Annotated in this window: 11 protein-coding genes, 1 tRNA gene and 1 pseudogene; 6 read left to right on the top strand and 7 right to left on the bottom strand. The window is 67.4% G+C overall.

Annotation, left to right across the window (positions count from 1 at the left end):
- Together AC5RUH_RS06865 and AC5RUH_RS06860 are read right to left on the bottom strand one after the other, a co-directional pair.
- Positions 1-200 (bottom strand): annotated as a pseudogene (locus AC5RUH_RS06865) (HNH endonuclease); the annotation flags it as partial.
- Between the two features lie 724 nt (positions 201-924).
- The gene (locus tag AC5RUH_RS06860) at positions 925-1,473 is read right to left on the bottom strand and encodes a dihydrofolate reductase family protein (RefSeq protein WP_494128214.1); all 549 of its coding nucleotides are present in this window, start codon (positions 1,471-1,473) and stop codon (positions 925-927) included.
- Positions 1,474-1,611: 138 nt separating this feature from the next.
- Here AC5RUH_RS06860 and AC5RUH_RS06855 point away from each other — a divergent pair, with 138 nt between their 5' ends.
- Both AC5RUH_RS06855 and AC5RUH_RS06850 read left to right on the top strand, forming a co-directional pair.
- Positions 1,612-1,971, top strand: coding sequence for a nuclear transport factor 2 family protein (locus AC5RUH_RS06855; protein ID WP_494128213.1), 360 nt, complete (start codon positions 1,612-1,614; stop codon positions 1,969-1,971).
- A 65-nt stretch (positions 1,972-2,036) separates the two neighbouring features.
- Entirely contained in the window at positions 2,037-2,657 is a 621-nt protein-coding gene (locus AC5RUH_RS06850) for an L-threonylcarbamoyladenylate synthase (RefSeq protein ID WP_494128212.1), read from the top strand.
- A gap of 51 nt (positions 2,658-2,708) precedes the next feature.
- Here AC5RUH_RS06850 and ligD (AC5RUH_RS06845) read toward each other — a convergent pair whose 3' ends face one another.
- A complete protein-coding gene (ligD, locus tag AC5RUH_RS06845; protein ID WP_494128211.1) occupies positions 2,709-3,731 on the bottom strand; it encodes a non-homologous end-joining DNA ligase in 1,023 nt (340 codons plus the stop codon).
- Positions 3,732-3,781: 50 nt separating this feature from the next.
- Here ligD (AC5RUH_RS06845) and AC5RUH_RS06840 point away from each other — a divergent pair, with 50 nt between their 5' ends.
- Positions 3,782-4,456, top strand: coding sequence for an alpha/beta hydrolase family protein (locus tag AC5RUH_RS06840; RefSeq protein WP_494128210.1), 675 nt, complete (start codon positions 3,782-3,784; stop codon positions 4,454-4,456).
- A gap of 75 nt (positions 4,457-4,531) precedes the next feature.
- On the opposite strand, the gene AC5RUH_RS06835 is transcribed toward AC5RUH_RS06840, so the two are convergent.
- Positions 4,532-4,963, bottom strand: a complete 432-nt coding sequence (locus AC5RUH_RS06835) for a YybH family protein (protein WP_494128209.1) — start codon at positions 4,961-4,963, stop codon at positions 4,532-4,534.
- 206 nt (positions 4,964-5,169) lie between these two features.
- On the opposite strand from AC5RUH_RS06835, the gene AC5RUH_RS06830 reads away from it, so the two are divergent.
- Positions 5,170-5,622, top strand: coding sequence for an SRPBCC family protein (locus AC5RUH_RS06830; RefSeq protein WP_494128208.1), 453 nt, complete (start codon positions 5,170-5,172; stop codon positions 5,620-5,622).
- A 23-nt stretch (positions 5,623-5,645) separates the two neighbouring features.
- Here the strand turns inward: AC5RUH_RS06830 and AC5RUH_RS06825 are convergent, their stop codons facing one another.
- Positions 5,646-7,823, bottom strand: a complete 2,178-nt coding sequence (locus AC5RUH_RS06825) for an elongation factor G-like protein EF-G2 (RefSeq protein ID WP_494128207.1) — start codon at positions 7,821-7,823, stop codon at positions 5,646-5,648.
- A gap of 180 nt (positions 7,824-8,003) precedes the next feature.
- Here AC5RUH_RS06825 and ligD (AC5RUH_RS06820) point away from each other — a divergent pair, with 180 nt between their 5' ends.
- Positions 8,004-9,248, top strand: coding sequence for a non-homologous end-joining DNA ligase (gene ligD / locus AC5RUH_RS06820; RefSeq protein ID WP_494013890.1), 1,245 nt, complete (start codon positions 8,004-8,006; stop codon positions 9,246-9,248).
- A 127-nt stretch (positions 9,249-9,375) separates the two neighbouring features.
- Here the strand turns inward: ligD (AC5RUH_RS06820) and AC5RUH_RS06815 are convergent.
- Positions 9,376-9,456, bottom strand: a tRNA-Leu gene (locus AC5RUH_RS06815).
- A 137-nt stretch (positions 9,457-9,593) separates the two neighbouring features.
- On the opposite strand from AC5RUH_RS06815, the gene AC5RUH_RS06810 reads away from it, so the two are divergent.
- Positions 9,594-10,187 (top strand): ANTAR domain-containing response regulator, encoded by a 594-nt coding sequence (locus AC5RUH_RS06810; protein ID WP_493977830.1) that lies wholly within the window; start codon positions 9,594-9,596, stop codon positions 10,185-10,187.
- Positions 10,188-10,292: 105 nt separating this feature from the next.
- Here AC5RUH_RS06810 and pyk read toward each other — a convergent pair whose 3' ends face one another.
- Positions 10,293-11,777, bottom strand: a complete 1,485-nt coding sequence (gene pyk / locus AC5RUH_RS06805) for a pyruvate kinase (protein WP_494023165.1) — start codon at positions 11,775-11,777, stop codon at positions 10,293-10,295.
- Positions 11,778-11,814 lie beyond the last annotated feature (37 nt).

Below are 11,814 nucleotides of genomic sequence, written 5' to 3'. Positions count from 1 at the left end.
TTCAGCAGGACCGCGGCACGGTGCGGGGACTCGCGCCGGGCCAACCCGATCTGGGCGGCCACCCCGGCGCCCTGCCGGTCTTTCGGGATCCCGGCGCAGGCACGGCGGGCACGCACCGATTCCTCCAGCGCGACCTGCACCCTGGCCTGCGCGGCCGCGGCGGCAGCCTTCAAACCCTCCAACGCCGTCAGCTCCTCCACCAACTCCCGCTCCGACGCACCCAGATCAATGCCCTCGAGGGCAACGGCCGCAGCGCGAACAGCGGCAGAATCCAGCGGTGCCGAGGCCGGTCCGGGCTCCCGCCTCGAACCGCTGCCGGCAGGTGACACCGGGGCGGCCGGGGTTGTGACAGACGGGGTTTCGGCAGGAGATGCTGCGGCGTCCCGGGTTGCGGCAGACGACGTTACGGCAGACCGGGCTGGGGCAGACGGGTCTCCGACAGGTCCTGCAGCAGGCGATGCTGCGGCGGGAGGATCGGGTACGGCCGGATCAAACATCTCAGCGTCTCAATCTTCAGCATGCATACTGCATGGCCTCGACTACGAGCGGTCACGAACCCTGCACGGATCCGCAGACGCCGCCGGCAAACCCACAACCCGGCGGCCAACGATGGTGCTCAACTGCTACTGAAAACAGGCTATCCGCCGCCACTGACAGTTTCGGGCGATGCAGAAATTCCCCGCTGAAAGCCGCGGATGAGTGGTATCGGGCCGTGAGTCTGGATAGTCGAGCAGGGACACAGGCGATGCAGGAACGCAGGAGGACGCTATTGAGGAAGGCGAGGCCTGAGCCCCTTGGTCAATATCGGAAGACTAAGGCGGACTGCGGAGGCTGAGGGACCTAAGCGGGCGCACCGCGGACGCCTGACAGCAGGCAGTGGCCATGCAAAAGAGGACCGCGCGGGGGCCCCGCGCAGGCGCGAAGCTAGACCGCCACCGGATTTAGGTCGTAGTGCATCTCTACCAAGTCGCCCAAGGTGCGGCTGCCGCGCAGCCGGGCCGGCGCCGTCGTGCTGGTAACGGGTAGCAGCGGTTGTCCTCCGCCCAGCATTACCGGTACCAACGTCAGGATGAGTTCGTCCAGCAGGCCGGCCGACGCATACTGCGCGGCAAGTTGACCGCCGCCGACCAGCCACACATCTTTCTCGCCGGCGTCGGCGCAGATGTCGTCGTGGAAGATACCCACGTCACCTCGCACAAACGTGATGTCTGCTCCGGGGATGCCTGGCAGTTCGTGATGCGTGAAAACCCAGGTGGGTGTTGAGCCGTAGGGCCATGCCTCCGGTGCCTCTTCCAGCACGAACTTGTACGTCTCTGAGCCCATGACGATGGACCCTATGCGCTGCATGAAGGTTTCGAAGCTGTCCTGGACGCCGGCGGCGTCGTTGAATTGCGTGAGCCAGTCGAGCTTGTTGCTGCGGTCGGCGATATACCCATCCACCGAGCTGCCGACGTAGTAGATAGTCCGGGCCATGGGCCCCATGCTAGCCAGCGGGTTCAACCAGCGGAAGCGTGGCATGCGGCCCGCGGGAAAGACGGGGTTATCGGTCCGCACGCGGCCGGTGGGGATGCCGGGGTTGTCGGCCTGCGGCCGCCACTGTACAACGGTGGGATGGAGGGGAAGACGGCGGCATGGATCACCGCTTACCGGCAGGCGTGGGAAACCAATGACCCGGATCAGATCGGAGCCCTGTTTACCGACGACGCCGAGTACCGGCCGGAGCCGTGGACGGACCCGTGGCGTGGCCGGGACAGCATCGTCCAGCAGTGGCTGGCCCGCAAGGATGAGCCCGGCGCGGCGACCTTCGAGTGGCACGAAGTCGCCGTGACCGACGACGTCTCCGTGGTGGAGGGAACGACTGCCTACCGGGACGGACGCACCTACAGCAATCTGTGGGTGATCCGGTTGAACGGCGAAGGCCGGGCAACCCACTTCAGCGAGTGGTGGATGGACCAGTCGGTCCCTTCCTGAGACCGACGCCCGGACAGGATGCTCCGCTCATGCATCAACCGCGCCCGTGGCCGTAAGCTCGGGGAATGGCGAGATACTTCGACGTACACCCCCAGGATCCCCAGCCGCGGTCGATCGGCCAGATTGTTGACCTTGTCCGGTCGGACGCGCTGATCGTGTACCCGACCGACTCTTGTTATGCCTTCGGTGCGCAGCTGGGCAACAAGGACGCCCTGGAACGGATCCGGACCATTCGCCGGCTCGACAACAAGCACCACTTCACCTTGGTCTGCAAGGACTTTGCCCAGCTGGGCCAGTTCGTGCATGTCGACAACAAGGTTTTCCGCAGCATCAAGGCCGTGACGCCGGGAAGCTACACCTTCATTCTGCCGGCCACCGCGGAGGTTCCCCGCCGGCTGATGCATCCGAAGAAGAAGACCGTGGGCGTCCGCATTCCGGCGAACAACGTCGCGCAGGCGATCCTGGCGGAGCTGGGCGAGCCGCTGCTCTCCAGCACGCTGCTGCTGCCGGACGAGGAGGAACCGCTGACCCAGGGCTGGGAGATCAAGGACCGGCTCGACCACGTGGTGGACGCCGTGGTGGATGGCGGCGACTGCGGGTCCGAGCCCTCCACGGTCGTCGACTATTCCGGTGGCACTGCGGAAGTGGTCCGTTACGGGGCCGGCGACCCGTCTAGGTTCGAATAGGGGCCAGGGGCGGCAGTCGCCGAGGGCGGTCTCCATCAGGTTGGCGGGCCGCTAGTCCTTTTTGCGCGCCCGGCTGGGCTGCACCCGCGGCGGCTCGCCCGGCATCTTCGGATAGTCGGGCGGGAAGGGCATCTCCCCCAAGCCCGCGGCGAGGTCGCGTTCCCACCACTGGAGCAGGACGTCGATCTTGCCCGGCTCATCATGCATGCGGGCCCACGGGTCGCCGGTTGTCTTCAACCTGTCCGGAACCGTGGAGATCGTGAAGTTCTTCGGGTCGGCCGTTTCGAGTTCGTCCCATGCGATGGGGCAGGACACCGCCGCGTTCGGCAGGGCCCGCGGGCTGTAGGCACCCGCCATGGTCCGGTCGCGGTTGGCCTGGTTGAAGTCCACGAAGATCCGCTCCCCGCGCTCCTCCTTCCACCACGACGTCGTCACCTGTTTCGGCATCCGCCGCTCGATCTCCCGCGCCGCGGCGATGACGGCGTGGCGCACGTCCAGGAATTCGTGCGTCGGCTCGATCGGCGCGAACATGTGCAGCCCGCGGTTTCCGGAGGTCTTGATGAACGCGTTGAGTCCGGCCTCCGCCAGCACCGACCGCAGTTCGATCGCCACCGGGATGGCGTCGTCGAACGAGGTCCCCGGCTGCGGGTCCAGGTCGATGCGCAGCTGGTCCGGGTTGTCGGAGTTCCCCGCGCGCGAGGGCCACGGGTGGAATACCACGGTGTTCATCTGCACCGCCCACACCGCCGCGGCGGGCTCGTCGAGGACCAGTTGCGGGTGCGACCGGGCGCTCGGATACACCACCATCACCGACCGCACGAACTCGGGCGCACCCTTGGGCGGATTCTTGGAGAAGAACTGCTCGCCGTCGATCCCGTTCGAAAACCGTTGCAACGACACCGGCCGGTCGCCGTTGGCGCGGACGAAGGCCTCGCCAACCTCCGCGATGTAGCGCGCCAGATCCAGTTTGGTGATCCCGAGTTCGGGCCACATCACCCGGCTCGGGCTGGAAATGCGCACCTCGCGCTCGCCGTGCGGTCCGTCGACCGTCAGCGTTGTCTGTTCGCTGGCCATGGAAACACCTAAACACACACACTCGCTTCTGGCGAGGGCATGATGGGAGCATGCCTATCACCGAGTCCCCCGTGACCATCGACGTCGGCGACACCACCGTCTCCGGTGTCTACGCCCGACCCGAGTCCCCCTTCGCCACGCTGGTGGTGGCCCACGGGGCCGGCGCGGGCATGGACCACCCGTTCCTGTCCGGTTTCACCCGCGCCTTGAACGACGACGGCGTAGCCACCTTGCGCTTCAACTTCCCCTACCGGGAGGCCGGCGGGAAGTTTCCGGACCGCCCGCCGGCTGCCATCGTGGCGTGGCGTTCGGCCATGCGGGAAGCGGCAGCGCGGTCCGAAGGTGAACCGCTGTGGGCGGCCGGCAAATCCTTCGGCGGCCGCATGGCCTCGATGGCCGTGGCGGAGGGAATGCCGGCCGCCGGCCTCGTGTACTTGGGCTATCCGCTGCACCCGCCGGGGAAACCGGACAAGCTGCGCGACGAGCACCTGTATGGCCTCACGCTGCCCATGCTGTTCCTGCAGGGCACCCGCGATACCTTCGCAACCCCGGAACTGCTCGAATCCGTCGTCGCACGCATCGGCCCGAATGCCGTGCTCGCCTGGCAGGAAGGCGGCGACCATTCCTTCGACGTCAAGGGCCGGAAACGAGGGGCGGCGGAGATTGGGGCATCGCTCGCCGGCCCTGCTGCCGAATTCCTCCGCTCGAGGGTCAGCGGCGCCTGACCGCCGGCCGGCTGCCGGCCAGTGCCCGACGATGGAGTCGAGGGCCCGCGGCGCCTGCCGCCGGCCGGCTGCCGGCTACTGTTCGACGATCGAGTCGATGGTCCGCGGGGAGGTGATGGGATCGGCGTGACGGTGGATGATCTTCCACGTGCTGTCCTCCAGCCGGAATATCGTCGTGACCCGCAGCGAGATTGGGGACGCCGCATCGGACACGCTGACCTTCACCCGGGTCCGCTCTATTTCGACGATGTAGGCCAGCTCCGTCGCGACGTAGGTCGAAATCCGTTCAAACCGGATCGGCTCGCCCTCCCTGAAATGCGATACCGCCCGGTCCATGGCCGCCTCGACCTCCGCCCAGCCACGGGCAGGCGGACCCAGCGGATTGGCAAGCGTGACCTCCTCCTGCCGCGAAAACAGGTCCTTCGCCAAATCGGGGTTTCCCTGGACGAACGCGTCCAGCGCGCGGTGGTAACGCTCGGCAACAAGTTCTAGATCGGGCCCTGGCATGATTCCTCCAGCCGCTGCCTCCCGCCGCGGCCGTGCGGCCGGGGCGCGAATACAGCCATGCTCCCACCGGCATCAGGGGATGTCCATGACCGGTTCGACCCCCATGCAGGGCTCCTGCCCGGGGGCCGGACCGCTGGACTACGATGGTCGGGCAAGGGGTCCGCGCGCCTCCGGCTGCGGGTCCGTGCCGAAAGGGGCCGCGTCCGATGAACGAGCAACCCGGCGGTTTCGTGCTGGAGCTGAAGGTGGTCCTGGCCGCGCCGAGCGACATGGTTTTCCGCATGCTGACGGAGGCGGGTGAGTTGGCCACATGGTGGGGTCCCGAAGGTTTCACAACACCCGAGGCCGTGCTCGACGCCAGGCCGGGCGGCACCTACCGGCTGACGATGAAACCACCCGACGGCCCGCCCTTCCACCTCGCCGGCGAGTTTCTCGAAATCGTCCCTCCACGCCGCCTCGCCTACACCTTCCGGTGGGAGGAGCCCGCGCCCGATGACCGCGAAACCGTCGTCACGCTCTCGCTCGAACCCTCGGAGGGCGGCACCCGCCTCGCCCTCCGGCAGGGCGGGTTCGCCACCGAGGAACGTCTCGACCTGCACCGGGCCGGCTGGACGGACGCCCTGGGGAAACTCGCCCGCGTCCTCCGCTCCGGCGGGTGACCGGCCCGTTCCAACCGAAGACCTTACCGTTGCCCCACCCCGCTCGCCGCTGCCGAAGGAACCGGGTCGTGCCGCAGGTAGGCGCGCCGGAAACGCCCGGTGCCGCCGGTCAGGGCACGAAGATCGATGGCGTAGCGCAGCAATTCCTGGTCCGGGACTTCGGCACTGATTTCGGTGAGGTCCCCGCCGGCCGAATCCGATCCGGTCAGGCGTCCGCGCCGGGCGGACAGGTCGCTCATCACACTTCCCACGTAGTCGTCGGGCACCGTGATCGTCACGGCGGAGACCGGCTCCAGCAACTGGATGCGCGCCGCCGCAGCGGCTTCCCGCAAGGCCAGGGCACCCGCGGATTGGAAGGCCGCGTCGGAGGAATCGACGCTGTGGGTCTTGCCGCCGACCAGCGTCACGCGGATGTCGACGACGGGGAACCCGGCGGAGACGCCTTTTTCCATCTGCGCCCGGACACCCTTCTCGACGGACGCGATGTAGGGCCCCGGGATGATGCCGCCGACGATCTTGTCCACGAATTCAAATCCGGAGCCCCGCGGAAGCGGTTCCACCTCGATCTCGCAGATGGCGAATTGGCCGTGCCCGCCAGACTGCTTGACGTAGCGTCCGCGTCCGGTGGCCCCGGCCGCGAACGTTTCCCGCAGGGGCGTGACGACGTCGACCGTTTGCACATTCACGCCCTGCCCGCGCAGCCGGTCGAGCACCACCTCGGCGTGCGACTCGCCCATGCACCACAGGATCAATTGGTGGGTCTCCACATGCCGCTCCACCCGCAGGGTCGGGTCGCCCGCGGCCACCTTGGCCAGGCTTTTCGCCAGGGCGGCCTCGTCGTTGCGCGTGGCAGCCTCCACCGCGACGGGCAACAGCGGTTCCGGCATCTCCCACGGTTGGATGAGCATCGGCTGCTCCCGCGACGACACCGTGTCCCCGGTCTCGGCGGTGCCGATCTTCGTCAACGCGCAGATGTCGCCGGCGATGCACCAGGACACCGACCGCAGGGTCGAGGCGAGCGGGGCGTGCAGATGCGTTACCCGTTCGTCGCTGTCGTGGTCGGCGTGGCCCCGGTCGGCGAGCCCGTGTCCGGACACGTGGATGGCGGAGTCGTCCCGCAGGGTGCCCGAAAAGATCCGGACCAGGGAGACCCGGCCTAGGAACGGGTCCGTGGTCGTGCGGATCACTTCGCCGGCGAGCGCTCCCTCGGGATCGCAGCGCAGCGGGGTGCTGCGCGAACCGTAGAGTCCCGTCACCGCCGGCAGCGGGCGCTCGAGCGGGGACGGGAATGCGCGCTGGAGCATGTCCAGCAGTTCCGCGATCCCCAGCCCGGTTTCCGAGGAGGTGGCCAGCACCGGGTAGAAGAATCCGCGCGCGACGGCGGTCTCCAGATCGGAGAACAGCACATCGAGGCCGATTTCCTCGCCGCCGAGATAGCGGTCCATCAGGGACTCGTCCTCGCTCTCGGCGATGATGCCTTCGATCAGGGCGCTGCGGGCCTCCTCGGCTCCCGCGAGCTCCCCGGCGTCCGCGGGACGGACGTGGGGCTTGCGTTCCCCGGCACTGTAGTCCGATACGGTGCCGGACAGCAGTGCGTGCAGCCCCGTCAGGTCCGCCCCGCTCCGCACCGGCAGGTACAGCGGCTGCACGGACTCGCCGAAGGCGCGGCGGCAGCCGGCCAGCGCCGCTTCGAAGTCGGCCCGCGGGTGGTCCAGCCGGCTGATGGCCACCGCCCTCGGCATCCCGACGCTCTCGCATTCGCCCCACAGCGCGGTGGTCGCGGCATCGATCCCGTCCACGGCGGACACGACGAACAGGGCGGCGTCGGCGGCACGAAGACCGGCCCGCAGCTCGCCGGTGAAGTCCGAATAGCCCGGAGTGTCCAAGAGGTTGATTTTGACGTCGTCGAACATCACGGGAAGGACGGAGAGCACGACGGAACGCTGCTGGCGGATCTCGGAGGGATCCGAGTCGCTGACGGTGGTGCCGTCGACGATCGAACCCATCCGGTTCGTGGCCCCCGCCGCCAGCAAGAGTGCCTCCGCGAGCATCGTCTTCCCGGCACCGGAGTGGCCCACCAACGCCACGTTGCGGATCTGCTCCGGCCGGGACACCGTTGCCGCGGCGGAGACCTCCGCCCGGCGCAGATCCGCGCTCCGTCCAGAACCCTTCGCCAACCCGTTGGCCGATTTCCCCGACATGAGCGCCTCCTGGCGTCGTAGGCAGCCTCGTCCCCGCACACCCGCGTGCTGTTAACAGATTCGACACCCAGAAGGGGTACACCGGCAAGGGTTGGACCGCATCCCTGTGCAAACAAGACCAGGCCGGGCTGCCGCGCAGCTGGTCTGGTTGGGACATCCGATCGTTGCTAGCGTGGCGGAATGAACCCGTCGAAGGCCCCAGCCGAGATCCTTAACATTGCCGGCAGCGAGGTTCGCATCTCGAGTCCGGACAAGGTGGTGTTCCCACAACCCGGGCTGACGAAGCTCGACCTGGTTCGCTACTACCTTGCCGTCGCGGATGGTGCACTGCGCGGCGCCGGCGGCCGCCCAATGGTGCTCAAGCGCTTCCCGAAGGGCATCGATGCTGAGCCATTCTTTCAGAAGCGCGTGCCTGAAAACCACCCTGACTTCATCCACACGACAACGCTGCACTATGCGTCGGGGACATCAGCCGAAGAGGCCGTCCTTAGGGATGCTGCGGGCCTAGCGTGGGTCGTGAATCTTGGATGCCTGGACCTCAACCCGCACCCCGTGCGCGCCGAGGACCTCGAGCACCCCGACGAGCTGCGGGTCGACCTCGATCCGATGCCGGGAGTCGACTGGTCGCAGATCGTCGACGTCGCCTGCGTCGCACGGGAAGTGCTCAACGACGTGGGACTGGTGGGTTGGCCGAAGACGAGTGGGTCGCGGGGACTCCACATCCTTGTGCGCATCGCGCCTCAATGGTCGTACCGCCACGTGCGGCTCGCCGCAGAGACCCTCGCTCGCGAGGTCGAAAACCGCGCTCCCGGCCTCGCCACCGCACGGTGGTGGAAGGAGGAGCGCGGCGAGAGTGTGTTCGTCGACTTCAACCAGAACGCCAAAGACCGCACCGTGGCTTCCGCGTACTCGATCCGGCCCCTGCCCGACGCCCGGGTTTCGACGCCGCTCACATGGGACGAGGTCACCTCCGCCCGGCCGGAACAGTTCACTGTGCGCTCGGTGCTCGAGCGCTTCGCCGACGTGGGCGACCCTCACGCCGGCATCGATGACGCGGTCGGCACCCTCGACGGGCTCCTCGCCTTGGCGGCCGAGCTCGGCCCCGCCGAGAAACCGCCGGGCGGCGGCGACGGCTCCGGCCGCCGGAAGTCGATGATGCCGCTCATTGAAGTGGCCCGAACCAAGACCAAGCCCGAGGCGTACGCGGCGCTCGATGAGTGGAAGACTCGGCATGCGGACGTCGTCCCGGCCCTGCAACCGGCTGATGTGCTCGTCGACGGAATGCGCGGATCAAGCTCGCTCTGGTACAGGGTGCGAGTGAACTTGCAGCACGTCCCCGTAACGAAGCGGCCGCCGCAGGAGGAGCTCATCAGCGACTACGACCCATGGGCCGGCAAGGACTGGCCGGGGCGCCCGGGGTCCTAACCCACTGACCAAAAACCGGAAGCGCACAAAGCCAACGGAACAGCCGGTGTCTGCAACCCCCGAAGGGGCCCACAAGTCAACATTTGTCCACTACCAGAGACCTACATGCCTCCGCACAGTAAAAACGTGCCCGAGGTGGGATTCGAACCCACACGAGTTTCCCCGCCGCATTTTGAGTGCGGTGCGTCTGCCATTCCGCCACTCGGGCCTGCATCGGTCGCGAAGCCGGTCTCCAACTGTGAAAACCGTCATGCTGCCCGGTGCGCGAATCTACTCTACATGCCGATAGGCTATTTCACGGAACCGACGCCATGCCAATGGCAACGCAACACTCTAGGAGCGCCAGTGTCTGAACAAACCGAGTCTGTCCCCGCTCGCCGCGTCGTCGTCGCGGAGGACGAGACACTGATCCGCCTGGATATCGTCGAAATTTTGAGGGGCGAGGGCTACGACGTCGTTGGCGAAGCCGACAACGGCGAAAAGGCCGTGGAACTCGCCCAGGAACTAAAGCCGGACCTGGTCCTCATGGATGTGAAGATGCCCGTGATGGACGGCATCTCGGCCGCGGAGCAGATCGTCAAGGCACGCATCGCCCCGGTGGTGCTGCTGACCGCGTTCAGCCAGAAAGAGCTCGTGGAGCGCGCCCGCGACGCCGGTGCCATGGCGTACGTGGTGAAGCCCTTCACGCCGGCGGACCTGATCCCGGCCATCGAGATCGCGCTCTCCCGCCACGAAGAGATCGCCGCCCTGGAGTCCGAGGTGTCCGACCTGCAGGAGCAGTTCGAGACCCGGAAGCTGGTGGAGCGGGCCAAGAGCCTGCTCATCACCAAGATGGGCCTGACCGAGCCGGAAGCGTTCCGCTGGATCCAGAAGACGTCGATGGACCGCCGGCTGAGCATGCGCGAAGTCGCCGAGACCATCATCAACCAGGTGAACTAAGGCAACGCGAACGGCCAACCCAGTTGGCGAAACTAGACTACGGGAACGGCCTCCGGAATGATCCGGAGGCCGTTCTGTTGTCCGCGGACTGCGCCGGCCCTTCGCCTACGACGTCGGCCAGGGGCCGACCCGCTCGGGCCGGGGGTGCGGCTGGCCGTCCAGCAGCTCGCCGGCATCCGCCAGGTCGCCTACCCGGTGCACCTTCAGGGAGTTGGTGGAACCGGCCTTGCCCGGGGGCGAACCGGCGGCGATGACGACCAGGTCATCAATCTCCACCAGCCCGCGCTCGTAGAGGATCCGGTCCACCTGGGCGGTCATATGATCCGTGTGCTCGACGAACTCCACGACCAGCGGCTGGATGCCCCAGGTCAGCGACAGCACGTTCAGGGTGGACTGGAGCGGGGTGAACGCGAAGACCGGCCGCCCCGGGCGCAGCCGGCTGAGCCGGCGGGCCGAGTCGCCCGACTGGGTGAACGTACAGATGTACTTGGCGTCGAGCTGGTCGGCGATCTGTACGGCCGCCCGGGTGATGGCGCCGCCGCGGGTCTTCGGCTGGCTGCCCAGCGGCTGGATGCGGTCCAGCCCGTGCTGCTCGGTGGACTCGATGATCCGGGCCATGGTCCGGACCGTCTCCAACGGGTACTTGCCCACGCTGGTTTCGCCCGAGAGCATGACCGCGTCCGCACCGTCCAGCACGGCGTTGGCGCAGTCCGATGCCTCGGCCCGGGTGGGCCGCGGGTTGTCGATCATTGATTCGAGCACCTGGGTGGCCACGATCACCGGTTTCGCCCAGCGGCGGGCGAGTTCGACGGCGCGCTTCTGCACCAGCGGCACGTCCTCCAGCGGCAACTCCACGCCCAGGTCGCCGCGGGCGATCATGATGGCGTCGAACGCGTCGATGATCTCTTCGATGGCGTCCACGGCCTGCGGCTTCTCGATCTTGGCGATGACCGGGGCGCGGCGTCCCTCCTCGTCCATAATCTCGTGGACCCGCCGGACGTCGCCGGCGTTGCGCACGAAGGACAGGGCCACCATGTCGACGCCGGTCTTGAGCGCCCAGCGCAGGTCTTCCTCGTCCTTCTCGCTCAGGGCCGGGACGTTGACCGCGACGCCGGGCAGGTTGATGCCCTTGTTATTGGACACCGCACCCGCCACGGTGACTTCCGTGACCACCTTGACGTCGTCGACCTCGATGGCCTTCAGCGCCACCTTGCCGTCGTCGATCAGCAGGGAGTCGCCCACGTTGACGTCGCCCGGCAGGCCCTTGTGCGTGGTTGAGCATTGCTCGGCGGTTCCCTCCACGTCCTCCGTGGTGATCGTGAAGCGGTCCCCCACCGCGAGGTGGTGGGGGCCGTTCACGAAGCGCCCCAGGCGGATCTTGGGGCCCTGCAGGTCGGCGAAGATGCCCACCGGCTTGGACAGTTCGGCCGACGCCTTGCGGACGTTGTCGTAGGTCTGCTGATGCACGCGGTAGTCGCCGTGGCTCATGTTCATTCGGGCCACGTCCACGCCCGCCTGGAGGACGGCCAAGGTGCTCTCATAACTGGCGATGGCTGGGCCGAAGGTTGCAACGATTTTTGCGCGTCTCATATACCTACCCTAATCAGAATGCGGCCATCGCGCAGGC

It is taken from the genome of Arthrobacter sp. Y3223166, from assembly GCF_059090935.1.
This window is presented reverse-complemented; position numbering and strand designations above follow the sequence as displayed.